Annotated in this window: 20 protein-coding genes; 9 read left to right on the forward strand and 11 right to left on the reverse strand. The window is 70.7% G+C overall.

Going from position 1 to position 23,987, the window contains the following annotated elements; translation table 11 throughout:
- The first annotated feature begins 80 nt into the window (after positions 1-80).
- The gene (gene groL / locus ACIQM0_RS22095) at positions 81-1,703 is read left to right on the forward strand and encodes a chaperonin GroEL (protein WP_401289165.1); all 1,623 of its coding nucleotides are present in this window, start codon (positions 81-83) and stop codon (positions 1,701-1,703) included.
- A gap of 100 nt (positions 1,704-1,803) precedes the next feature.
- Here the strand turns inward: groL and ACIQM0_RS22100 are convergent, their stop codons facing one another.
- The 5 genes from ACIQM0_RS22100 to ACIQM0_RS22120 all read right to left on the reverse strand — a co-directional run bounded on the left by ACIQM0_RS22100 (position 1,804) and on the right by ACIQM0_RS22120 (position 7,242).
- Positions 1,804-2,832, reverse strand: coding sequence for a hydroxyacid dehydrogenase (locus tag ACIQM0_RS22100; RefSeq protein WP_401289167.1), 1,029 nt, complete (start codon positions 2,830-2,832; stop codon positions 1,804-1,806).
- Between the two features lie 36 nt (positions 2,833-2,868).
- Complete coding sequence (locus ACIQM0_RS22105) at positions 2,869-3,723, reverse strand: carbohydrate ABC transporter permease (protein ID WP_401289169.1); 855 nt, start codon at positions 3,721-3,723, stop codon at positions 2,869-2,871.
- On the reverse strand, positions 3,720-4,613 hold the full coding sequence (locus tag ACIQM0_RS22110; RefSeq protein WP_401289172.1) for a carbohydrate ABC transporter permease: 894 nt from the start codon (positions 4,611-4,613) through the stop codon (positions 3,720-3,722). The genes ACIQM0_RS22105 and ACIQM0_RS22110 overlap by 4 nt, the downstream gene beginning before the upstream one ends.
- The gene (locus ACIQM0_RS22115) at positions 4,613-5,941 is read right to left on the reverse strand and encodes an ABC transporter substrate-binding protein (protein ID WP_401289174.1); all 1,329 of its coding nucleotides are present in this window, start codon (positions 5,939-5,941) and stop codon (positions 4,613-4,615) included. Before ACIQM0_RS22115 ends, ACIQM0_RS22110 begins: the two co-directional genes overlap by 1 nt.
- A gap of 215 nt (positions 5,942-6,156) precedes the next feature.
- Positions 6,157-7,242 (reverse strand): substrate-binding domain-containing protein, encoded by a 1,086-nt coding sequence (locus ACIQM0_RS22120; RefSeq protein ID WP_363022104.1) that lies wholly within the window; start codon positions 7,240-7,242, stop codon positions 6,157-6,159.
- Between the two features lie 207 nt (positions 7,243-7,449).
- On the opposite strand from ACIQM0_RS22120, the gene ACIQM0_RS22125 reads away from it, so the two are divergent.
- The gene (locus ACIQM0_RS22125; protein WP_401289177.1) at positions 7,450-8,979 is read left to right on the forward strand and encodes a right-handed parallel beta-helix repeat-containing protein; all 1,530 of its coding nucleotides are present in this window, start codon (positions 7,450-7,452) and stop codon (positions 8,977-8,979) included.
- An 8-nt stretch (positions 8,980-8,987) separates the two neighbouring features.
- Here ACIQM0_RS22125 and ACIQM0_RS22130 read toward each other — a convergent pair whose 3' ends face one another.
- The gene (locus tag ACIQM0_RS22130) at positions 8,988-9,761 is read right to left on the reverse strand and encodes an SDR family NAD(P)-dependent oxidoreductase (protein WP_401289180.1); all 774 of its coding nucleotides are present in this window, start codon (positions 9,759-9,761) and stop codon (positions 8,988-8,990) included.
- Positions 9,762-9,818: 57 nt separating this feature from the next.
- The gene (locus tag ACIQM0_RS22135; protein ID WP_401289463.1) at positions 9,819-10,484 is read right to left on the reverse strand and encodes an MOSC domain-containing protein; all 666 of its coding nucleotides are present in this window, start codon (positions 10,482-10,484) and stop codon (positions 9,819-9,821) included.
- Between the two features lie 89 nt (positions 10,485-10,573).
- Between ACIQM0_RS22135 and ACIQM0_RS22140 the strand changes: the two genes are divergently transcribed.
- Positions 10,574-11,464: a LysR family transcriptional regulator gene (locus ACIQM0_RS22140; RefSeq protein WP_401289183.1), complete on the forward strand. Its 891-nt coding sequence runs from the start codon at positions 10,574-10,576 to the stop codon at positions 11,462-11,464.
- 109 nt (positions 11,465-11,573) lie between these two features.
- On the opposite strand, the gene ACIQM0_RS22145 is transcribed toward ACIQM0_RS22140, so the two are convergent.
- The gene (locus ACIQM0_RS22145; RefSeq protein ID WP_362954185.1) at positions 11,574-11,909 is read right to left on the reverse strand and encodes a WhiB family transcriptional regulator; all 336 of its coding nucleotides are present in this window, start codon (positions 11,907-11,909) and stop codon (positions 11,574-11,576) included.
- 412 nt (positions 11,910-12,321) lie between these two features.
- Here ACIQM0_RS22145 and ACIQM0_RS22150 point away from each other — a divergent pair, with 412 nt between their 5' ends.
- From ACIQM0_RS22150 to ACIQM0_RS22165, 4 genes are all read left to right on the forward strand, one after another.
- A complete protein-coding gene (locus tag ACIQM0_RS22150) occupies positions 12,322-12,933 on the forward strand; it encodes a response regulator transcription factor (RefSeq protein WP_003948568.1) in 612 nt (203 codons plus the stop codon).
- A gap of 346 nt (positions 12,934-13,279) precedes the next feature.
- A complete protein-coding gene (locus ACIQM0_RS22155; RefSeq protein ID WP_073732620.1) occupies positions 13,280-13,855 on the forward strand; it encodes a sigma-70 family RNA polymerase sigma factor in 576 nt (191 codons plus the stop codon).
- Between the two features lie 128 nt (positions 13,856-13,983).
- On the forward strand, positions 13,984-15,486 hold the full coding sequence (gene guaB, locus ACIQM0_RS22160; protein WP_385352548.1) for an IMP dehydrogenase: 1,503 nt from the start codon (positions 13,984-13,986) through the stop codon (positions 15,484-15,486).
- Positions 15,487-15,591: 105 nt separating this feature from the next.
- Entirely contained in the window at positions 15,592-16,716 is a 1,125-nt protein-coding gene (locus tag ACIQM0_RS22165) for a GuaB3 family IMP dehydrogenase-related protein (RefSeq protein ID WP_385028583.1), read from the forward strand.
- 76 nt (positions 16,717-16,792) lie between these two features.
- Here ACIQM0_RS22165 and ACIQM0_RS22170 read toward each other — a convergent pair whose 3' ends face one another.
- Positions 16,793-17,401: a hypothetical protein gene (locus tag ACIQM0_RS22170; protein ID WP_401289187.1), complete on the reverse strand. Its 609-nt coding sequence runs from the start codon at positions 17,399-17,401 to the stop codon at positions 16,793-16,795.
- A gap of 105 nt (positions 17,402-17,506) precedes the next feature.
- Positions 17,507-18,769, reverse strand: coding sequence for a nucleotide sugar dehydrogenase (locus ACIQM0_RS22175; RefSeq protein ID WP_363022115.1), 1,263 nt, complete (start codon positions 18,767-18,769; stop codon positions 17,507-17,509).
- A gap of 249 nt (positions 18,770-19,018) precedes the next feature.
- On the opposite strand from ACIQM0_RS22175, the gene ACIQM0_RS22180 reads away from it, so the two are divergent.
- Positions 19,019-20,725, forward strand: a complete 1,707-nt coding sequence (locus ACIQM0_RS22180; protein ID WP_401289190.1) for a glycerol-3-phosphate dehydrogenase/oxidase — start codon at positions 19,019-19,021, stop codon at positions 20,723-20,725.
- A 78-nt stretch (positions 20,726-20,803) separates the two neighbouring features.
- Here ACIQM0_RS22180 and ACIQM0_RS22185 read toward each other — a convergent pair whose 3' ends face one another.
- Positions 20,804-21,871: a serine hydrolase domain-containing protein gene (locus tag ACIQM0_RS22185; RefSeq protein ID WP_401289193.1), complete on the reverse strand. Its 1,068-nt coding sequence runs from the start codon at positions 21,869-21,871 to the stop codon at positions 20,804-20,806.
- Positions 21,872-21,991: 120 nt separating this feature from the next.
- Between ACIQM0_RS22185 and ACIQM0_RS22190 the strand changes: the two genes are divergently transcribed.
- On the forward strand, positions 21,992-23,959 hold the full coding sequence (locus ACIQM0_RS22190) for a serine/threonine-protein kinase (RefSeq protein ID WP_401289195.1): 1,968 nt from the start codon (positions 21,992-21,994) through the stop codon (positions 23,957-23,959).
- Positions 23,960-23,987 lie beyond the last annotated feature (28 nt).

Here is a 23,987-nt window from a genome sequence, read left to right on the forward strand (position 1 = left end):
CTGCGCCCCTGGCCCCCTGCGAAATAACTAGCCGGGCGGCGAGGGGCGCAGTTCTTGTTTTGAGAGGACAGTTCAGCTCCATGGCGAAGATCCTGAAGTTCGACGAGGACGCCCGTCGCGCCCTCGAGCGCGGCGTCAACAAGCTTGCCGACACGGTGAAGGTGACGATCGGCCCCAAGGGCCGCAACGTCGTCATCGACAAGAAGTTCGGTGCGCCCACCATCACCAACGACGGTGTCACCATCGCGCGCGAGGTCGAGCTGGACGACCCGTACGAGAACCTCGGTGCCCAGCTGGTGAAGGAGGTGGCGACCAAGACCAACGACGTGGCGGGTGACGGTACGACCACCGCCACCGTGCTCGCTCAGGCGCTCGTCCGCGAGGGCCTGCGCAACGTGGCCGCGGGTGCGTCCCCGGCCGCCCTGAAGAAGGGCATCGACGCCGCGGTCAAGGCCGTGTCCGAGGAGCTCCTCGCGACCGCCCGTCCGATCGACGACAAGTCCGACATCGCCGCCGTGGCCGCGCTCTCCGCGCAGGACAGCCAGGTCGGCGACCTCATCGCGGACGCGATGGACAAGGTCGGCAAGGACGGTGTCATCACCGTCGAGGAGTCCAACACCTTCGGTCTGGACCTCGAGTTCACCGAGGGCATGGCCTTCGACAAGGGCTACCTGTCCCCGTACATGGTGACCGACCAGGAGCGTATGGAGGCCGTCCTCGACGACCCGTACATCCTGATCCACCAGGGCAAGATCGGCTCCATCCAGGAGCTGCTGCCGCTCCTGGAGAAGGTCATCCAGGCCGGTGCCTCCAAGCCGCTGCTGATCATCGCCGAGGATGTCGAGGGCGAGGCCCTGTCGACCCTGGTCGTCAACAAGATCCGTGGCACCTTCAACGCCGTCGCGGTGAAGGCCCCGGGCTTTGGTGACCGCCGCAAGGCCATGCTCGGCGACATCGCCACCCTCACCGGTGCGACCGTCATCGCCGAGGAGGTCGGCCTCAAGCTCGACGGCGCCGGTCTCGACGTGCTGGGCACCGCCCGTCGCGTCACCGTCTCCAAGGACGACACCACCATCGTCGACGGCGGCGGCAAGTCCGACGAGGTCAAGGGCCGGGTCAACCAGATCAAGGCCGAGATCGAGGCCACGGACTCCGACTGGGACCGCGAGAAGCTCCAGGAGCGCCTGGCGAAGCTGGCCGGCGGTGTCTGCGTGATCCGCGTCGGTGCGGCCACCGAGGTGGAGCTCAAGGAGAAGAAGCACCGTCTGGAGGACGCCATCTCCGCGACCCGCGCCGCGGTCGAGGAGGGCATCGTCTCCGGTGGTGGCTCCGCTCTGGTCCACGCCGTCAAGGTCCTTGAGGGCAACCTCGGCAAGACCGGCGACGAGGCCACCGGTGTCGCGGTCGTGCGCCGCGCCGCCGTCGAGCCGCTCCGCTGGATCGCGGAGAACGCGGGCCTCGAGGGCTACGTCATCACCTCGAAGGTCTCCGAGCTCGACAAGGGTCAGGGCTTCAACGCCGCGACCGGCGAGTACGGCGACCTGGTGAAGGCCGGCGTCATCGACCCGGTCAAGGTCACCCGCTCCGCGCTGGAGAACGCCGCGTCCATCGCGTCGCTGCTGCTCACGACCGAGACCCTGGTCGTCGAGAAGCCGGCCGAGGAAGAGTCCGACGCCGGTCACGGCCACGGCCACTCGCACTAGCGTTAGCTCTCCGCGCCAGCGGTGAGGCCCGGTACCCCGAGAGGGGTACCGGGCCTTTCGCGTGTCCGGCCTTGCCATTCAAGCCCCTCCGGGGCCCGGGTCACGCCGAGCGGGACAGCGCGTCGCCGTGGACCGGGTCCGCGAACGGGCGGCCGGTCGCGAACCGTTCCAGCTCGTCCAGCGCCTGGTCCGCCATCCGGTGCAGCTCATTGCCGAGCGAGCCCGCGACATGCGGAGTCAGCAGCACGTTCGGCAGGTCGTAGAACGGCGAGGACGCACGGGGCGGATCGGGGTGCGTCACATCCAGCACCGCGTGCAGCCGGCCGCTCGTCAGTTCGGGAAGCAGCGCGTCCTCGTCGACCAGCGAGCCCCGCGCGGTGTTGATCAGCGTCGCGCCCGCCGGCATCGCCGCCAGCTGGGCGGCACCGATGAGATGGCGCGTCTCCGGAAGCTCCGGGGCGTGCACCGAGACCACGGAACTGCTCGCGCACAGCTCGTCGAGCGTGCTGAGACGGGCACCCAGCGCCGCGGCCCGTTCCGCGCCGACGTACGGGTCGTACAGCAGGACGTCCAGGTCGAAGGGGCGCAGCAGCTCGATCACCCGGCGGCCGATGCGGGAGGCCCCGACGATGCCGACCGTACGGCGGTAGTTGCCGGAGCCGTCCAGCTCCGCGAGCCAGTCGTGGTCGGCGCGCAGGGCGCGGTAGCGGTCCGCGGAGTGCAGGACGCGCTTGCCCGCGAAGAGGATCGCCGCGAGGGTGAACTCGGCGACCGGCAGGGCGTTGGCCCCGGCCGCGGAGGTGACGGCGATGCCGCGTTCCCAGCAGGCGTCGGTGATGTGGTGCTTGACCGAACCGGCCGCGTGCACCACCGCGCGCAGCCGGGGCGCGGCGGCCAGCACCGGTGCGGTGAGCGGCGTCGCGCCCCAGCAGGTGAACAGCACCTCGGCCTCGGCGAGCGCGGCGGCCACCTCGGGCGTGGGCTCGGCCAGGTCGTGGGCGACGAGACGGGTGTCCGTACGGGTGAGGGCGGCCAGCCGGGTGTGGTGGCGTTCGGCGAGGAGGCGCCCGGCGATGCCGGGGCCCATCGCGAGCAGGGCCCTGGGCCGGTTGTCAGTGGCGTGCGGCATGGTGGAACTCGTACTCCTCGGGGCTCGCGTGGACGGTCACTTGACGCTTCCGGCGGTCAGTCCCGCCTTCCAGTGCCGCTGCAGGGAGACGAAGGCGACGATCAGGGGGATGACGGCGAGGAGGGACCCGGTGACGACGAGGGGGTAGAAGCTCGGCTCGCCGTGGGTGTTGGTGTTCCACGAGTACAGCCCGAGGCTGAGCGGGAACAGCTCGCGGTCCGAGAGCATCACGAGGGGGAGGAAGAAGTTGTTCCAGATCGCGGTGAACTGGAAGAGGAAGACGGTCACGAAGCCCGGCATGACCATGGGCAGACCGACGGACCAGAAGGTGCGCAGCTCGCCCGCCCCGTCGATACGGGCCGCCTCCAGGGCCTCGTTGGGTATGTACCCCGCGCAGAACACCCGGGCGAGATACACGCCGAACGGGTTGACCAGCACCGGGATCAGCACCGACCAGTAGGTGTTCACCAGACCGACCTCGGACGCCAGCAGGTACATCGGCAGGGCCAGCGCGGTGGTGGGGACCAGCACGCCCATCAGCACCAGGCCGAACAGCTGGTCCTTGCCGCGGAACGCGTACTTGTCGAAGGCGTACCCCGCGGCGACGCAGATCAGTGAGCAGACGAGCGCGCCACCGCCCGCGTAGCCGAGGCTGTTGAGGTACCAGCGGAAGTAGATGCCGTCGCCGTAGGAGGCCAGGTTCGACAGGTTCTCGCCGAGGTTGAACCCGTCGAAGGAGAACGCGTTGCCGGCGAGCAGCCCACCGGTGTCCTTGGTGGCGGCGGTGACCAGCCAGACGAGCGGGAAGAGCATGTAGACGACGGCGAGCAGCAGGAAACCGTTGACCGCGGTCTTCGACATCCAGCGGCCGCGGGAGGCGGGGGAACTCATGCTTTCTTGCCCTTCCGGCCGGTGAAGCGGGTGACGACGAAGGACAGCAGCGCGGCGGTGAGCGCCAGCAGGATGGAGGCGGCCGCGGCGAGGCCGTAGTCGTTGCGTTCGAAGGCCGCGGTGTACGCGTACATGTTCGGCGTCCAGGTGGAGGAGACGGCGGAGCCCGTCCCCTTGTTGAGGATCAGTGGTTCGGTGAAGAGCTGGAGCGAGCCGATGACGGTGAACAGCGCGACCATCACGACCGAGGCGCGGATCAGCGGGACCTTGATGGCGATCGCGACGCGCCAGGCGCCCGCGCCGTCGACAGTGGCCGCTTCGAGCACGGAGCGGTCGATGGCCTGCAACGCGGCGTAGAAGATCACCATGTTGTAGCCGAGCCACTCCCACAGCGCGATGTTGACGATGGAGGGCAGCGCCCCGTCGGGCGAGAAGAAGTCGAAGCCGATCCCGCCGGATTCCATGGCGCTGACCACCGGGCTGAGCTGCGGTGTGTAGAGGTACACCCAGATCAGCGCGGCGATGATGCCGGGCACGGCGTGCGGCAGGAACAGCGCGAGCTGGAAGAACCGCCGGGCGCGGGCCAGCGTGGAGTCCAGCAGCAGGGCGAGGCCGAGGGCTCCGACGAGCAGCAGCGGAATGTAGAACAGGCAGTATCCGAGGAGTACGCCGAAGCCCTCGCGGAACGCCCGGTCACCCAGGGCCGCCGTGTAGTTGTCGAGCCCGCTGAAGACGGTCTCGGTGCCGCCGAAGCCCAGGCCGGACTGCTTCTCGGTGAACAGGCTGAGCCAGACCGCGTATCCGATCGGCAGCACCATGGCCAAGGTGAACAGTACGAAGAAGGGCCCCAGCAGGATGGCGGCGGCTCTGGTTGTCCGGGCGTGCCTCATCAGCCTGCGTCCTCGACCTTCAGACCGCGCTTCTTCAGCTCGGCGATCGTGGCGTCGTGTCCGGCCTTCACCGCGTCCTCGACGGTGGTGCCGCCGCTGGCGACCTTGCCGAACTCGTCCTTCATCGTGGTGTTCGTGGTGCCGGTCGTCGGGCCCCAGCTCCAGTCCGGGCCGATGGACGTCGCGGCCTCGTCGAACACCCGGTAGATGTCCTCGCCGCCGTAGAAGTCGGCGTCGAACGCCTTCTTCGCGACCGGGCGCAGGGACGCGGCGGCCGGGAAGGCGCTCGACGTGCCGGACTCGATACGGGCCTTGATGCCGTCCTCCGTGGTCGACATCCAGGTGGCGAACTCGACCGCCGCCCCGGCCTTCTTGCTGGTCTTCGTCACCGCGAAGGTGGAGCCGCCGAGCATCCCGCTGGCCGGCTTCCCGTCCCAGCTGGGCATCGGGGCGACGGCCCACTTGCCGCTCTGCTCGGGCAGCGTCCCCTTGAGGACGCCCGCGCCCCAGGCCGCGCCGACGTAGCCGACGGTGCCGCCGTTCTTGAGGGAGTTGGTCCACTCGGGGCTGAACGAGGCGTTGGCGCGGATCAGGTCGTCGTCGAGCAGCCCCTGCCAGTAGTCGGCGACCCTGTCGGTGGCCGCGTCGGTCGTGTTGACCTTCCAGGTGTCGCCCTCCGGTTTGTACCACTGGGCGCCGGCCTGCCAGGCCATCGCCTGGAACGTGGTCGGGTCATCGGGGAAGAACGTGCCTATGCGGGCCTTCTTGTCGGCCTTCTTGACCTTCTCTGCGGCCTTGCGGAAGTCGTCCCAGGTCTTGGGGACCTCGACGCCGTACTTCTTGAACAGGTCCTTGCGGTAGTAGAAGGACTGCGGCGAGGCGTCGAAGGGGACGGCCCAGTTCTTGCCGCCGAGCGTCGTCAGCTCCACCGCCTGGGGCAGCAGCTTCTTCCTGATGTCCTCGGTGAAGTACTGGCCGATGTCCTGGAGCGCGCCCTGACTGACGTACTCCGGGAGCTGCGGGTATTCAATGGAGACCAGGTCGGGGGCGTTGCCCGCCTTCACGGCGTTGGAGATCTTGGCGTAGCCGCCGGCGTTGCCGGACGGGATCTCCTCGTAGACCACCTTGATGTTCTTGTGCGAGGCGTTGAACGCGTCAACGACCTCCTTGGACCCCTTGGTCCAGCCCCAGAAGGTGATGCTGACGGGTTTGCCGTCGCTTCCGGCGGCGGACGTGTCGTCACCGCTGCCGCCGCAGGCCGTGAGAACGGCGAGGGCGGTGGCGGCGCCGACTACGGCGAGGGACGTTCTGCTCGAACTGCGGCTCACAGCGAGGCTCCTGAACAGGCGGCGACATTGGCGTTGGCCGTGATCCTTGGACCAGCCGTGACCGAAGTCAAGAGCGAAAGAGCGATTGATCGAAAAAAGATCAAACGTGTTGTGCGCGGAAACGGTACGAAAGCATGCGGAGGCAGCCCTCCCGACGCCCTCCCGACGCCCTCCCGAGCGCATCGGGAGTGCCTGCGGAAGCGCCTCCGGGGCCTCTACGGGAGCGGCGCTCCACAGGAGTCCCTGACCCGGAGCTGCGGAAGCAGCGTCAGGTGCCGGCGGGGCGCGCCGGCCTCCTGGCCGAGCCGTTCCACCAGGAGTTCCGTCGCGTGGCGGCCCACCTCGCGCTTGGGCGGTGCCACGGCGGTGAGCGGGGTGTCCGCGAGCGCCGCCACCTCGTCGTCGTACGCGATCAGCGCCAGGTCCTGCGGCACGCGCACGCCCAGCTCGGCCAGGCGCTGCACCACCTGGATGGCGTCCACGTCGTTGTGGATCAGTGCGGCCGTCGCCACCCCGGAGCCGACGGCCTCGCGGAGCGCCTGCACGGCCTCCTCGAACGCCTCCGGGGCCTGCTCGGCGGGTACGGACTCGATCACGTCCTGGGGCACGCGCAGCCCGAGCGTGGCCAGTGCCTCCGCGTACCCGGAGCGCACCGCGAGGGCGGTCGGGGAGTCCGCGCGGGCCATCAGCAGCGGCGCCCCGTGCCCGAGGCGCACCAGGTGGCGCACGGCCAGCAGCACCCCGTGCGCATGGTCGGAGCAGACCCGGTCCAGGCCGTCCAGCGGGGAGCCGGCGGTGGGCCTGCGCTCCAGCAGCACGGTCGGCACGGGCAGCGAGCTGATCCAGTCGCCGAACGCGGAGGGGTCGCCCGGATGCTGCCAGCCCGGCGCGACCAGCAGCCCTTCGGCGCCCGCGGAGAGCAGCCCCTGGGTGCGGGCGTGGTCCTCCTGCGGCCGGTAGTCGGAGATCCGCAGGATCAGCCTGGCGCCCGCCCGCGCGGCGGCCTCGTGGGCGCCGCGGATCACCTCGGCGAAGTAGTACGTCGCGGAGGGCGCGAGCATCCCGAGGACCAGGCCGCCGCCCGCGCCGCCCGGCCCCGCCGCGGGTCCGGCGTCCCGCGGCCAGGACACCGAGCCGTGGACCCGGTCGAGCAGGCCGCGGCCGGCCAGTTCCTCGACGTCCCGGCGCACCGTGACGGGTGAGACCCCCAGCTGCGAGGCCAGGTCCGACACCCGGGCGGAGCCCCGGTCCCGTACCAGTCCGAGCAGGCGGTCATGACGTTCAGCAGCACTCTCGCGCACGGCGGCAGTCCCCTCGCAGTGTGTGGCCCGGCCGGAGCCAGTGCCGGAGCCGGTGTCCGACCCTAGACCAATGTGATCGAACGATGGGAGTTTCGATCATTCAAACGTAATCCATTGACGTTCGATCAATCCGAGTCCAGGATTCCGGCGATGCCGATCGGGCCGTTCACGGCCCGCCCCGTCCCTGACTGTTCGTACGGAGGAATTGTGAGACATCGCGTCACCGCCGCGGCGCTCGCGGCACTGACCGCCGCCGCCGGTCTGACCCTCGCAGGACCGAGCGCCGCGCAGGCGGCACCCGCCGGCCGCACCTTCCACGTCGACTGCGCCGCGTCCCCCCAGGGCGCGACCGGCAGCGGACAGCACCCCTGGACCACCCTCGCCGAGGCCAACGCGCACCCCTACGGCCCCGGCGACCGGCTGCTCTTCAAGCGCGGCGCCACCTGCACCGGCACCCTCGCCCCCACGGGCAGCGGCTCCCCGCGCGCACCGTTCACCATCGCGGACTACGGCGAAGGGCCGGACCGCGCCAGGCTCGACGGTGCGGGCGCCCACGACACCGTCCTGCTCGCCAACACCCAGTACGTGCACCTCAGGGCCCTGGAGATCACCAACGCCGACAACCCCGGCAGCGAGCGCAACGGCGTCCGCCTCCTCCTCACCGACTACGGGGTGGCCCGCGGCTTCGACATCTCCGGCCTGTACATCCACGACGTGCGCGGCGGCGACCACAAGACCGTGTCCGGCTCCAGCGCGATCCACCTCGCGGTCGAGGGCACCGCGAAGGCCAGTCGGTACGACGGCCTGGACATCGGGAACAACCGCATCGAGGACGTCGACCGCGAGGGCATCTACTTCAAGTCGACCTTCTCCAGGCGCGATCTGGTCGGCGGGCAGCAGGACCCGGACGTCTACCCGGGCGAGTGGACCCCCAGCACCGGAGTCCGCATCCACCACAACACGCTGAAGTCGCTGGCCGGTGACGGCATGAAGCTCGACACCACCAGCGGCGCCCGGGTCGACCACAACCGGGTCGACGGCTTCCAGCTCCGCTCGCCCTCCGCCAACGCGGGCATCTGGACGTTCAACACCGACGACACCACCGTCGAGTACAACGAGGTCTCGGGCGGCGGCAACACCCATGACGGCATGTCCTTCGACGCCGACGGCGCCTCGCGGAACACCGTCTTCCAGTACAACTACAGCCACGACAACAAGGGCGGCTTCCTGCTGATCTGCCCGTACGACGGCGCGAAGACCATCGGAACGATCGCCCGGTACAACGTCAGCCGCGACGACGGGGCCCGCCTCATCCAGAACTGCTGGGGCCCGATCCTCGGCACCGAGATCTACAACAACACCTTCCGCAACAAGGACCAGATCCCCGGATACCTCGTCCAGGACGACGCGGGCAGCCCCGCCACCACCCAGCACGAACTGTCCATCCGCAACAACGTCTTCGTCAGCGAGGGCACCGGCGGCTACGCCTTCAAGAACCCGACCCTCGGGCTCTCCTTCGATCACAACGCCTTCTACGGCATCGAGACGACCCGCCCCGACCCCGGCGGCATCACCGCCGACCCGAAGCTCCGGACCGACTTCCGGCTCGGCGCGGGCTCGCCCGCCCTCGCCGCCGGAGCCGTCGTCGAGAACAACGGCGGCAAGGACTACTTCGGCAACAGGCTGAAGCCCGGCGCCCCCAACATCGGCGCCTACGCGGGCCGCGGCGTGCGGTAACCGACCGCTCACTGAGGTCCGTACTTGCGGCCTGTCTTGGAGGTGACCCCTCCGAGCAGGCCGCGCGGCGTCACCTTGACCAGCCCCATCAGCGCCTTGTACCGGGGGTCGGGGACCGAGACCGACTTGCCGCGCGCCAGATCCGCCAGGGCCGCGGACACCAGCTTGTCGGCGTCGAGCCACATCCAGCCCGGGATGTTGCCGGTGCCCATCCCGGCCCGCTGGTGGAACTCCGTACGGACGAAGCCGGGGCAGAGCGCCATCATCCGCACGCCCGACCCCGCCAGGTCCTTGGCCGCGCCCTGGGTGAACTGCACGACCCACGCCTTGGACGCCCCGTACGTGCCGCGCGGCACGAACGCCGCCACCGAGGCCACGTTCACGACGCCGCCCCTGCCGCGCTCCTTCATCCCGGCCGCGGCCGCGGAGGTCAGCCGCAGAACCGCCTCGCAGTGCACCTTCAGCATGGCCAGCTCATCGGCCATCGGGACGTCCAGATAACGCCCCTTGTTGCCGAACCCGGCGTTGTTGACCAGGAGATCGACGGACTGCAGGCGGTCGCCCAGCCGCGCCTCGACCGCGGCGATCCCGTCGTCCGTGGACAGGTCCGCGGGCAGCACCTCGGCCTCGATGCCGTGCCGGTCGTGCAACTCGGTGGCCTGCTCCCGCAGCCGCTCGGTGTCGCGGGCCACCAGGACCAGGTTGTGCCCCTCGGCCGCGAGCCGCCGCGCGAAGGCGGCGCCGATGCCCGCGGTCGCGCCCGTAATCAGTGCAGTCGTCATACGCGGCACGTTAGTGCCCCGCGCGAGCCCCCTGCCGACCCGCCCGGCGCTCACCGCTCACCCCTGCCGCGCCACGTACTCCCGCGCCCTCCTCAGCGGCTCCGGGTGCAGCGCGTCACCGGCCGCGAGCAGGAGCGGCAGCAGCTCCTTCCGGGTCGTCACGGCCCGGAACTGGAGCTCCACCGTGACGTCGTGGTCCGGCCGGTGCACGATCTCCACCGGGTCACCGGCCCGGATCGCTCCCGGCGTGATCACCCGCAGGTACGCGCCGGGGCAAGCGGCCCGCGTGTACCGCTTGACCCACCGCTTCTCGTCGAGGTGGCCCGCGAACGTACGGCACGGGATACGGCCCGACGTGATCTCCAGGACCAGATCGGAACCGACCCGCCAGCGCTCTCCGATCAGCGCGCCCCTGACGTCCACCCCGCCCGTGGTCAGGTTCTCGCCGAAGCCGCCATTGGGCAGCGGGCGCCCCAGCTCCGTCTCCCACCGGTCCAGTTCCTCGCGGGCGAAGGCGTACACCGCCTGGTTCGAACCGCCGTGAAAACGCAGGTCGCAGACCGCGTCCCCGGCCAGACCGCTGCCGCCGGAGCCCTCCGGACCGGGGTCGCTGACCTGCACAGGACCCTCGACCGGGTGCTTGTCGATCCCGGTCACGCCGCCGGGGGAATCGGTGTACGGCACCGGCACAGGGCGGCCCGCGTTCACCGTCAGCACTCTCATCGCGTTCATCCCCGCACGCTAACGACCACTGACTCAAAGTGGTACACGAATAATTCGCATCTTCCCCAAGAGTCCCTTATATTCGAAGGGTGATCGAAGCCCGTCATCTCCGCGTCCTGCGAGCCGTGTCCACCACCGGCTCCTTCTCCGCCGCCGCCCGCGAACTGGGCTGCACACAGCCCGCGGTCAGCCAGCAGATGAAGGCCCTGGAGTCCTCCGCCGGCACCACGCTGCTCATCCGGACCGGACGCGAGATGCGGCTGACGCAGGCGGGCGAGGCACTCGTGCGGCACGCCTCCGGCATCCTCGCCGGGCTCACCGCCGCCGAGGAGGAGGTCGCCGCGATCGCCGGTCTGCGGGCCGGCCGGGTCCGGCTGGTGTCCTTCCCGAGCGGCAGTTCCACCCTCGTCCCGGGCGCCCTCGCGGCGCTGCGCGCCGCGCACCCCGGCACCCGGGTCTCCCTGGTCGAGGCCGAACCGCCCCACTCGGTGGAGATGCTGCGCGACGGCGACTGCGACATCGCCCTGGCCTTCCGGTACGGCACGCAGGGCGCCGAATGGGATGACCTGGTGGTGCGCCCGCTGCTCACCGACCGCCTGATCGGCCTGTTGCCCGAAGGGCACCACCTGGCGGACCGGCCGGAGGTGGACATCGCCGAACTCGCCGGTGAACCGTGGATCGCCGGCTGCCCGCGCTGCCGCCGGCAGCTGGTGGAGGTCTGCGAGGAGTCCGGTTTCACCCCCCGGATCGACTTCGCCACCGACGACTACCCGGCGGTGATCGGCCTGGTCGGCGCCGGCCTGGGAGTGGCCGTGCTGCCGGCGCTGGCGATCGAGTCGGTGCGCCCCCGGGGCGCCCGGACCGTCACGGTGGAGCCGGCCATCGAGCGCGAGATCGTCGCGCTGACCCTGCCCGATCTGGCGCAGGTCCCGGCGGTGGCGGCCACGCTGGACCAGCTGTCGCTGGCGGCCGCCCGCTGAGCGGGGCGCGGTACGGGGTGCGGGGTGCGCGGGAATGGTCCGCGGGCGTGATCGGCGTCCGCGGGGCGTGCGTCGTGTGCGCAGAAACGTTTCTGCCGCGCGGCGGGGGTCAGCCGTGTCCAGGGGGTGACGCGGGGCCGGAGGGCGCCGTCGCCGCGATCAGCCGGTTGCGGGCCCGCCCCATGAGCTCCTCGCGCTCGTCCTCGGTCAGGCCGCCCCACACTCCGTAGGGCTCCCGTACCGCCAGCGCGTGGGCCGCGCACTCGGCGCGTACGGGGCAGCGCATGCAGACCTCTTTCGCGGAGTTCTCGCGGGCGCTCCGGGCGGCGCCCCGTTCCCCCTCGGGGTGGAAGAACAGTGAGCTGTCGACGCCGCGGCAGGCTGCCAGCAGCTGCCAGTCCCACAGATCGGCGTTGGGTCCGGGAAGGCGGGAGAAATCTGCCATTGTTTGTCCCCTCGAAACCGTACTGAGTCGGAAACGTCGCGCTCGTCATTCTTTGTCCGTGTTCATGACGGTACATCCACGGTGTTAGTAGATGTAAATATGACTGATTGCGAATCTAGTCTCAGACACCAGCAAAAGGGAAGAAAACCCGCTAAATGGGGCACAAGCCCCCGTGAAGGTTCAGTTGACGGCTGGACGATCCGTGGCGCCCTGCTCCGTGTCCGCCCCCTCACGTAGAGTGCCGAACTCGGTTGTCCGACCCGTAACTCTTTCGAGTGACCATCGTTGAGAGTGCGGAGGCGGTTGACAGAGAAAGCGATCGGGCAGATGTCCGAGAGCGTCAACCGCACAGGTGACGACTTGTAACAGCCTGGAGGCTCAAGGTGACGCGCATCAGCTTCGGAGGGCGGTCATGACATCCGTCCTCGTCTGCGACGACTCCCCGCTTGCCCGAGAGGCGCTCCGTCGCGCGGTCGCGACCGTGCCCGGCGTCGAGCGTGTGACGACGGCGGCCAACGGCGAGGAAGTCCTCCGCCGCTGGGGTGCCGACCGTTCGGATCTGATTCTGATGGACGTACGCATGCCCGGTCTGGGGGGTGTGGAGACCGTCCGTCGGCTGCTCTCCGCCGACCCCGGGGCGCGGATCATCATGCTGACCGTCGCCGAGGACCTGGACGGCGTCGCGCTCGCGGTCGCCGCCGGGGCCCGCGGGTATCTGCACAAGGACGCCTCCCGGGCGGAGCTCCGGGCGACCGTCACCCAGGCGCTGGCCGATCCGACGTGGCGGTTGGCCCCGCGCCGGCTGCGGTCGGCCGAGATGGGTGCGGCGCCCACGCTCACGGCGCGTGAGATCCAGGTGCTCGAAGGGATGAGCCATGGCCGCTCCAACGCGGAGATCGGCCGTGAGCTGTTCCTCTCCGAGGACACGGTGAAGACGCACGCCAGGCGTCTGTTCAAGAAGCTCGGCGCCTCCGACCGGGCGCACGCCGTCGCGCTCGGCTTCCGGTGGGGCCTCGTCCGCTAGGCCGTGTCCGCGGTCGTGTCCGCGGAGTCGAAGTCCCGTCTGCCTCGCGGCGGGCGGGGCGGTCCGGGCCAGGGTGCACCCAGGGTCTGTTTCGAGGCCCCGCCCACCGTGCGGCGCCCGGGGCGCACGCCCACGGTGCCGTCGAATTCCCGGTGGGCCCTTCCCGGTATGTGACGCTTCCCGGCGGATGACGCATCCTTGAGATGTGGAGTTCCTCGGGAACGATTCGGTCGAGCGGAAGGGGAGGGCGCAGGACATGACTTCCGGCGCACCCGCTCATAACGCTTCGGTGCACAACTACGGACGCGGTGCCGCGGATGACGCGGCACCGGGGCACCATGGTCCGATGCGCGACGACGGAACGACGGTGATCGGTGCCCTGGTGCACCGCGCCGTCGAGGGCGACGCGCAGGCCACCCACGATCTGCTGGCCCATGTCCACCCCCTCGCGCTGCGCTACTGCAGGTCCCGGCTGAACCGGCTGCCCGGTGATGCCCGCCACTTCGTGGAGGACCTGGCGCAGGAGGTCTGTGTCGCGGTACTGATGGCGCTGCCGCGGTACAAGGACACCGGCAGGCCCTTCGAAGCCTTCGTCTTCGCCATCGCCGGCCACAAGGTGGCCGATCTCCAGCGGGCCGCGATGCGGCACCCGGGATCGACCGCGGTGCCCTCCGACGAGATGCCGGAGCGGCCGGACGATTCACTCGGGCCCGAGGAGCGCGCGCTGCTCAGCAGTGATGCCGCCTGGGCCAAGAGACTCCTGGCCAACCTTCCGGAGAACCAGCGTGAGCTGCTGGTTCTGCGCGTCGCGGTCGGGCTGACCGCGGAGGAGACCGGACAGCTGCTGGGCATGTCCCCGGGCGCGGTCCGGGTCGCCCAGCACCGTGCGCTGAGCCGGCTGCGGGCGCTCGCCGAGCAGTGAGCCGGGGATCGCCGCGGTCCCGTACGAAGCTACAGAACCTCCAGGTGATCTTGCTCGTGGAATGAGACGCCCACGGAGCCCGTTAGCATGGACATCCGCACCGATCAAGGCCATTTGGGGAAGGTGTCATGACTGCAAACGTCGACGGAGTGCCCGAGAAATTCGCGACGCTCGGGCTGACATACGACGACGTGCTGCTGCTGCCGGGCGCATCTGACGTGCTGCCCAACGCGGTCGACACCTCGTCGCTCATCTCGCGGAACGTCCGGGTGAACATCCCGCTGCTCTCCGCCGCCATGGACAAGGTGACCGAGGCCCGTATGGCGATCGCCATGGCCCGTCAGGGCGGCGTCGGCGTACTGCACCGCAATCTCTCGATCGAGGACCAGGTCAACCAGGTGGACCTGGTGAAGCGGTCCGAGTCCGGCATGGTCACCGACCCGATCACGGTCGGCCCGGACGCCACGCTCGGCGAGGCCGACGCGCTGTGCGCCAAGTTCCGCATCAGCGGCGTCCCGGTCACCGACCCGGCGGGCAAGCTGCTCGGCATCGTCACCAACCGCGACATGGCCTTCGAGTCGGACCGCTCGCGCCAGGTGCGCGAAGTCATGACGCCGATGCCGCTGGTCACCGGCCGGGTCGGCATCTCCGGCGTGGACGCCATGGAGCTGCTGCGCCGTCACAAGATCGAGAAGCTTCCGCTGGTCGACGAGTCGGGCATCCTCAAGGGCCTCATCACGGTCAAGGACTTCAAGAAGGCCGAGCAGTACCCGAACGCGGCCAAGGACGCCGAGGGCCGCCTGCTCGTCGGCGCGGCCGTCGGCGCCAGCCCGGAGGCGCTGGACCGCGCCCAGGCACTGGCCGGGGCCGGGGTGGACTTCCTGATCGTCGACACCTCGCACGGCCACAACAGCAACGCCCTCAACTGGATGGCGAAGATCAAGTCGGCCGTGAACGTGGACGTCATCGGCGGCAACGTCGCGACCCGCGACGGCGCCCAGGCCCTGATCGACGCCGGCGTGGACGGCGTCAAGGTGGGCGTCGGACCCGGCTCCATCTGTACGACCCGGGTGGTCGCCGGCATCGGCGTCCCGCAGGTCACCGCGATCTACGAGGCCGCCCTGGCGGCCCGTGCGGCGGGCGTCCCGGTCATCGGGGACGGCGGCCTGCAGTACTCCGGCGACATCGGCAAGGCCCTGGTCGCCGGCGCGGACGCGGTGATGCTCGGCTCGCTGCTCGCGGGCTGCGAGGAGTCCCCGGGCGAGCTGCTCTTCATCAACGGCAAGCAGTTCAAGTCGTACCGCGGCATGGGCTCGCTGGGCGCGATGCAGTCCCGCGGTCAGGGCCGCTCGTACTCGAAGGACCGCTACTTCCAGGCCGAGGTGTCCTCCGACGACAAGCTCGTCCCCGAGGGCATCGAGGGCCAGGTGCCCTACCGCGGCCCGCTGGGCAACGTGCTGCACCAGCTCGTCGGCGGCCTCCGCCAGACGATGGGCTACGTGGGCGCGGCGTCGGTCGACGAGATGGAGAGCAAGGGCCGCTTCGTGCGGATCACCTCTGCGGGTCTCAAGGAGAGCCACCCGCACGACATCCAGATGACGGTCGAGGCACCGAACTACAGCAGGAAGTAACGCAACAACGCAGGTGAGGGGCGGACCGGGGTTCCCGGGACCGCCCCTCATGTGCGTGTCGGGGATACTGGACAGCGCAGACGTAGAGGGAAAGGCCACACCATCGTGACTGAGATCGAGATCGGGCGCGGCAAGCGCGGCCGCCGGGCATACGCATTCGACGACATCGCCGTCGTCCCGAGCCGCCGGACCCGCGACCCGAAGGAGGTCTCGATCGCCTGGCAGATCGACGCCTACCGCTTCGAGCTGCCGTTCCTGGCCGCTCCCATGGACTCCGTGGTCTCCCCGCAGCACGCCATCCGCATCGGTGAGCTCGGCGGCCTCGGCGTGCTCAACCTGGAAGGCCTGTGGACCCGGCACGCCGACCCGCAGCCGCTGCTGGACGAGATCGCCCAGATGCCCGTCGAGTCGGCCACCCGCCGGCTCCAGGAGATCTACGCCGCTCCCATCCAGGAGGAGCTGATCGGGCAGCGCATCAAGGAGGTGCGCGACTCCGGTGTCGTCACCGCCGCCGCGCTCTCCCCGCAGCGCACCGCCCAGTTCTCGAAGGCCGTCGTCGACGCGGGTGTGGACATCTTCGTCATCCGCGGTACGACGGTCTCCGCCGAGCACGTCTCGGGCGCGGCCGAGCCGCTCAACCTGAAGCAGTTCATCTACGAGCTGGACGTCCCGGTGATCGTCGGCGGCTGCGCCACGTACACCGCCGCCCTGCACCTGATGCGTACCGGCGCGGCCGGTGTCCTTGTCGGCTTCGGCGGCGGCGCCGCGCACACCACGCGCAACGTCTTCGGCATCCAGGTCCCGATGGCGACCGCGGTCGCGGACGTGGCCGGTGCCCGCCGCGACTACATGGACGAGTCGGGCGGCCGGTACGTGCACGTGATCGCCGACGGCGGCGTCGGCTGGTCCGGCGACCTGCCGAAGGCCATCGCCTGCGGTGCGGACGCCGTGATGATGGGCTCCCCGCTCGCCCGCGCGACGGACGCGCCGGGCCGCGGCCGGCACTGGGGCATGGAGGCCGTCCACGAGGACGTGCCGCGCGGCAAGCTGGTCGACCTCGGCTCGGTCGGGACGACGGAGGAGGTCCTCACCGGCCCCTCGCACACCCCCGACGGTTCGATGAACATCTTCGGCGCCCTGCGCCGGGCGATGGCGACCACGGGCTACAGCGACCTGAAGGAGTTCCAGCGGGTCGAGGTCACGGTGGCGGACTCGCAGCACCGCCGCTGAGCGTTCTCCGAACGACGGGAGGGCCCGACCGCGAGCGCGGTCCGGGCCCTCCCGTGTGTGCGGGGTGCGGTCCTGACTAGTCCGCGGCCTTCTTGGCGCCGGAGAACGCGGCGACCGCCGCGACGGCGAAGAAGAGGTACGAGATGAAGTCCGAGTCGGCCTTCCACAGCTCGTTCAGCACGCTGAAGTGGTCGAAGAACATCTCGGAGACCGTGACGGGGAGCTGCTTGGCGGCGATCATCGCCTCGCCGAGGAGCTGGCCGAAGTAGACGGCGATCAGCGCGAAGACCGCGCTGAGGACCGGTAGCGCGGGGTTGCGGCCGCCGACCTTGCCGGAGGCGAAGCCGACGAGGAAGCCGACCCCCACGGCCGCGTAGCCGATCTCGTGCTTGGTGGCGCCGATGATCGCACCGTAGACCGCTCCCGCGACCACGGCCGCGACGACGGCGGCGAGGATGCCGAGCCCGACGTTGTCCCGAGCCGGTGCCACCGGGGCGAACGGGGCGCCGCCGCCGAACGGAGCACCCGGCTGGCCGTACGGGCCCGGCTGCTCGGCGAACGGGTTGCCGGTCGGGGCGCCGGGCTGGGGCCGGCCGGGCTGCTGGCCGGCGTACGGGTTGCCGTCCTGGGGCGCGCCGCCGTACGGCTGCTGCGGCTGGTTCGGCGGTGGTACGGGCTGGCTCATTCGGGTTCCCCCCTGGACGGATCCGCACGACTGTGCGAGAAGTGACGCCGCAGGCTAGCAGCCGCGTCGGACATCGGCCCAGAAGATTCCTTGGGGGGACTGCGATCAGAGCCGGTGAGCGGCTCCGGCGGGCGTCGCGCCCCGGGTGTCGAGGAGGAGTTGCGCCTTCACGGCGAGCCCTTGGAGGTCGTACGTGCGGTGGTGCTGGAGCAGCACCGTGAGGTCGGCGCTGGAGGCCGCCTCGTACAGCGAATCGGCGCGGGGGACCGGGAGTTCACGGACGCGCCAGTCCAGGACGTGCGGATCGTGGTAGCCGATCTGGGCCCCCATGTCCATCAGCCGGGTGGCGATCTCGCGGGCGGGGGAGGCCTCCTGGTCGGCGAGGTCCGGCTTGTAGGTGACGCCGAGCAGCAGTACCCGGGCGCCGCGCACGGACTTCCCGTGCTCGTTGAGGAGGGTGGCGCAGCGCTGGATCACGTACTGCGGCATCCGGTCGTTGATCTCCTGGGCGAGCGAGACCATCCGCAGCGGGTGGCCGGGGGTGCGGCTGCTGTACGGGAGGTAGCCCGGGTCGACCGGCGCTCCGTGGCCGCCGACGCCGGGGCCGGGGCGGAAGGGCTGGAAGCCGAAGGGCTTGGTCTCGGCGCACCTGATGACGTCCCACAGGTCGACGCCGAGGTCGTGGCAGAGCACGGCCATCTCGTTGACCAGGGCGATGTTGACGTGCCGGAAGTTGGTCTCCAGGACCTTCGTCATCTCGGCCTCGCGCGTGCCGCGGGCCCGTACGACCTTGTCGGTGAGCCGGCCGTAGAAGGCCGCGGCCGATTCGGTGCAGGCGGGGGTGAGGCCGCCGATGACCTTGGGGGTGTTGGCGTAGACGTGGGTGCGGTTGCCGGGGTCGAGCCGGGTCGGGGAGTAGGCGAGGTGGAAGTCGCGTCCGCCGCGCAGCCCGGAGCCGTTTTCGAGGAGGGGGAGCAGGAAGTTCTCCGTGGTGCCGGGGGGCACGGCAGATTCCAGCAGCACCGTGGTGTGCGGTCGCAGCCGGGCGGCCAGGGCGCGGGCCGCGTCGCCGACGGCGCCGAGGTCCAGGGTGCGGTCGGGGCCGAGCGGGGTGGGCGCGCAGATCACGGCGGTGCGGACCCGGCCCAGTTCGGCCTCGTTGGTGGTGGGGCGGAAGCCCCCGGAGAGCATGCGGCGGACGTCGGACGCGGTGAGCGGTCCCTCGACGGGGGTGCGGCCCGCGGAGAGCTCCGCGAAGGCGCGGGGGTCGGTGTCGTAGCCGACGGTCTGGATGCCGGCTGCGACGGCGGCTTGGGCGAGGGGCAGGCCGAGGTGACCGAGTCCGATGACGGCGAGGTCTGCAGGCACGTGGGTGGCCGTCCTTCCCTAAGACCATGAGGGCAGAAAGTGCAACTGCTGGGGACAGTGCAATGTCAGACTAGGCGTAAATATGACCTATATGTCGCATTGTGCTGTCCTGGTTGTCCGGGTGTTGTCCACAGGCGGTGGCTGAAGTCGCGGAGCCCGGACAGAATCGAGGGGTGGGCACGGGCGCCCGACCCCACGGTCGGACCGCACCCCCGTGCCCGGACCACCCCGATCTACCGGGAGGCAGCAGTGAGGACAGCGACACTGGGACCCGCGGAGCGCGGCGAGGCGCTCGCGGCGATGGCCGAGCGCGAACTGGACGTGCTGGTCGTGGGGGCGGGCGTGGTCGGCGCCGGGACGGCACTCGACGCGGTCACGAGAGGGCTCACGACCGGTCTGGTCGAGGCGCGCGACTGGGCGTCCGGCACGTCGAGCAGGTCGAGCAAGCTGATCCACGGCGGGCTGCGCTATCTGGAGATGCTCGACTTCGCGCTCGTCCGGGAGGCGCTGAAGGAGCGCGGGCTGCTGCTGGAGCGGCTGGCCCCGCACCTGGTGAAGCCGGTGCCGTTCCTCTATCCCTTGCAGCACAAGGGCTGGGAGCGGCTGTACGCGGGCTCGGGCGTCGCCCTGTACGACGCGATGTCGGTGTCGTCCGGACACGGCCGCGGACTGCCCGTGCACCGGCACCTCTCCCGCCGCCAGGCCCTGCGGGTCGCGCCCGCGCTGAAGCGGGACGCCCTGGTGGGGGCCCTGCAGTACTACGACGCCCAGATGGACGACGCCCGCTATGTGGCGACGCTGGTGCGGACCGCCGCCGGCTACGGCGCACACGTGGCGAACCGGGCCCGGGTGGCCGGATTCCTCCGGGAGGGCGAGCGGGTCGTCGGCGTCCGGGTGGAGGACGTCGAGGCGGGCGGTGAGTACGAGGTCAGGGCCAAACAGGTGGTCAACGCCACCGGCGTCTGGACGGATGACACCCAGGCGCTGATCGGCGAGCGCGGCCAGTTCCACGTCCGGGCGTCCAAGGGCATCCACCTGGTCGTCCCGAAGGACCGCATCCACTCCTCCACCGGCCTGATCCTGCGCACCGAGAAGTCCGTGCTCTTCGTCATCCCGTGGGGGCGGCACTGGATCGTCGGCACGACGGACACCGACTGGGATCTGGACAAGGCGCATCCGGCCGCGTCCAGCGCGGACATCGACTATCTGCTGGAACACGTCAATTCGGTGCTGGCCACCCCGCTGACCAGGGACGACGTCCAGGGTGTCTATGCGGGGCTGCGGCCGCTGCTGGCCGGCGAGTCGGACGCGACGAGCAAGCTCTCGCGCGAGCACACCGTGGCGCACCCGCTGCCGGGCCTCGTCGTCGTCGCGGGCGGGAAGTACACCACGTACCGGGTGATGGCCAAGGACGCCGTCGACGAGGCGGTGCACGGCCTCGACCAGCGGGTGGCCGAATGCGTCACCGAGGACATCCCGCTGCTGGGCGCCGAGGGCTACCGCGCCCTGTGGAACGCGCGGGCCAGGATCGCCGCCCGGACCGGACTGCACGTCGCCCGGGTGGAGCACCTGCTGAACCGGTACGGCTCCATGACCGAGGAGATCCTTGAGCTGATCGTCGCCGATCCGGTGATGGGTGAACCACTGCCGTCCGCCGACGACTATCTGAAGGCCGAGATCGTCTACGCCGCCTCGCACGAGGGGGCCCGCCACCTCGACGACGTGCTGACCCGGCGGACCCGGATCTCCATCGAGACCTTCGACCGGGGCACGCGCTCCGCGCGGCTCTGCGCGGAACTGATGGCTCCGGTGCTCGGCTGGGACAAGAGCCAGATCGGGCGGGAGGTCGCGCACTACGAGAAGCGGGTGGAGGCGGAGCGCGAGTCGCAGCGCCAGCCCGACGACCTGACGGCGGACGCGGCACGGCTCGGGGCGCCGGACATCGTGCCCATTTAGGGGCGGCGCTGCGCCTCGGGGTCGGCGCCCTGGACCGGCGCGGCGCCGGTCCAGGGCCTGTGCCGCGCGGGCCTTGGCTCAGGCCGGGCAGAACTCCGCTTCCAGGAGCGCGGGTTCGAGGGTGTCCGCGCGGTCCAGGATGTCCGTGTCGATGCGGTACGTCAGGATGTGGCCGCCGTCGCGGCTTGCGGCGGTACGGACGTAACTGCCCGGGATGCGTCCGTTGTGGCCCCAGACGGTGACCCCGCAGGAGAGCCGCTCCGGGTAGATCCCCAGGCCGTAGTTCCCTTGCGCCGCGGCGGTGTTCAGCAGCGCGGCCAGCTGGGCGGGCGGGAGCAGCCGTCCGCCCAGCAGGGCCGCGTAGAAGCGGTTCAGATCGTCGAGCGTGGAGATCAGCTCACCGGCGGCGCCCGCGGTGCGCGGGTCGAGCTCGGTGGCGTCGATCAGGCCGCCGCCCGCCGGATCTCGGGACCAGCCGCGGCCGTGCGGCGCGGGCAGGGTGGTGCGGGCCCCGGGCAGGGAGGTGCCGGTGAGACGGAGGGGAACGATGATGCGGCGTCGGATCTCGGAGGCGTAGTCGTGGCCGGTGACGCGTTGGACGACCAGCCCCAGTGCGGCGTAATCGGTGTTGGAGTAGGCGAACACGCCGGGGCGGGCCGCGGGACGGTGGCGCGTCGCCGTACGGATCGCGGCGGTGGCGGAGACCGGGTGCGCGGACCTGTCGTCGGTGTAGTCGTAGAGCCCGCTGGTGTGGCTGAGCAGGGCGCGCAGGGTGATGCGCCGGCCGTCGTTACCGTGACCGCGGATCAGTCCGGGCAGGAAGCGCTCGACCGGGTCCGACAGCCGCAGTCGGCCCTCATGGGCGAGTTGGAGGACGACGGTGGCGACGAAGGTCTTGGTGACGCTGCCCGCACGGAAGCGGTCCGCGTACCGGATGCCGGGACCCGTTGACCGGTACACGCCGGGGCGGGCGGAGGAGGAAGTGCGGGTCAGAAGTGCCGCGCTGGGGGCTTCGCCCTGGACGGCGAGGCGTGGCAGGTAGGAGGCTGCGGGAGTGAGGTGTGGTTCGCTGGGCAGGTTCGCTGTTCCGAGGCCGAACAGCGCCGTCACCAACAGGGTGACGAGCGGTGCCCTCGGAATCGGCATGGCGGGGGAGTCCTTTCCTCCGGCCACATCATGGCGGACCCGGGCCCCGGCACCAGGACCGGTCCCGGGGTAGGGGACAATGAACGCTCTGCCAGGGCGGGTTGATCGCAGAGGGGACGCATGTCGGAGGCGGAGCAGGCACGGGAGCCCCAACGGGACAAGGACGGACGTCTCCTTGCGGGGCGGTACCGGCTCGGGGAGGTGCTCGGCCGGGGCGGTATGGGCACGGTCCACCGCGCCGTCGACGAGACGCTGGGCCGCACGGTCGCGGTCAAGGAACTGCGGTTCCCGACAGCCATCGACGACGACGAGAAGCGCCGTCTCATCACGCGTACGCTGCGCGAGGCGAAGGCGATCGCCAGGATCCGCAACAACGGCGCGGTCACGGTCTACGACGTGGTCGACGAGGACGACCGCCCGTGGATCGTCATGGAACTCATCGAGGGCAAGTCGCTGGCCGAGGCGGTGCGCGAGGACGGTGTCCTGACGCCGAGACGGGCGGCCGAGGTAGGCCTGGCCATTCTCGACGTGCTGCGCTCCGCGCACCGCGAGGGCATCCTGCACCGTGACGTGAAGCCGTCCAACGTGCTGATCGCCGAGGACGGCCGGGTCGTGCTGACCGACTTCGGGATCGCCCAGGTCGAGGGCGACCCCTCCGTCACCTCCACGGGCATGCTCGTCGGCGCCCCCTCGTACATCTCGCCGGAGCGGGCCCGTGGGCACAAGCCGGGACCGCCGGCCGACCTGTGGTCGCTCGGCGGACTGCTGTACGCGAGCGTCGAGGGCTGCCCGCCGTACGACAAGGGCTCCGCGATCGCCACCCTGACCGCGGTGATGACCGAGCCGCTCGACCCGCCGAAGAACGCGGGCCCGCTGGAAGAGGTCATCTACGGCCTGCTCGCCCGGGACCCCGAGCAGCGGCTCGACGACGCCGGTGCGCGCGCCCTGCTCAACGACGTGATCAACGCCCCCGAGCAGGAGGACGTCCCGGTGCCGCCGCCGGCCGACGCCACCCAGGTGATGGCGCTGCCCAAGGTGCCCGCCCCCGCCAAGCCGGCGTCGAAGTCCGGCGAGGCGGGCGAGGGCACCCGCGACCGGCTGCGGGGCGCACTGCGCTCGGCACGGAACGCGAAGGCGGCGCCCGTCGCCGCAGCGGGCGCCGCCGCAGCGACACCGTCCGCACCGGCCCGGCCCGCCACGGCCCCCACCACGGCCACGGCCTCCGCCTCCGGGGCGGTACCTCCGCCGCGTCCGGCCACCTCTGCGGGCGCCCCGCCCCGGGCGTCCCTCACGGACGTGGTGCCGCGCCGCACGCTGGCGATCATCGCGGCCGTCATCGTGCTCGCCGTGCTCGGCACGGTCCTCGCGCTCACGCTGGGCGGTGACGACAAGGGCTCCGACAACGCGGGCAAGGGCAAGGGCGACACCTCCGCCTCTGCCGGTTCGTCGGCGGGCGGCGGCTCCGCCGGTACCGCCGGTACGGAGCAGGGCGGCAGCGGCAAGGAGCAGGGCAAGGGCCAGGACGACAACGACGGCCAGGGCCAGGACAAGGGCAAGGACGACTCCGGCAAGGACGACTCCGGCAAGGGGTCGGACGACTCCGACGACGACGCGGACGGCAAGGACGCGCTGCCCGCCGGGTACAAGTGGGTCACCGACAAGCGGTTCCACTTCACCATGGCGATGCCCGAGGGCTTCCAGCGCAATTCGATCGCGGGCAGCAACTCCGGCGGCATCTACAACATCGACAAGGGCTTCCCGCGCGTCCAGATCGACTACAACAGCTCGCCCGGCGACGACGCGGCCTCCGCCTGGAACTCGCTGAAGGGCGCGGTTGCCGGCAGCAGCAGCGGGTACAAGCACCTCGGTATAGAGCCGGTCGAGTACAACGGGTACCCGACCGTCGCCGACTGGCAGTTCGAGCGCGACGAGCACGGCCAGCGCAGCCGCATCCTGAACCGCGGCTTCAAGGTCGACGCCAAGCGCGGCTACTCGATCATGATCAGCTGCAAGGTCGACGAGTGGGACGGCAAGGCGTGCAAGACGCTGCGTGAGACGGCGTTCGGCACGTTCAAGCCGCTCGACTGAGTGCCGCCGGCGGACCGGGTTGCGGCGA

It is taken from the genome of Streptomyces sp. NPDC091387 (assembly GCF_044756945.1).
Lineage (GTDB): Bacteria > Actinomycetota > Actinomycetes > Streptomycetales > Streptomycetaceae > Streptomyces.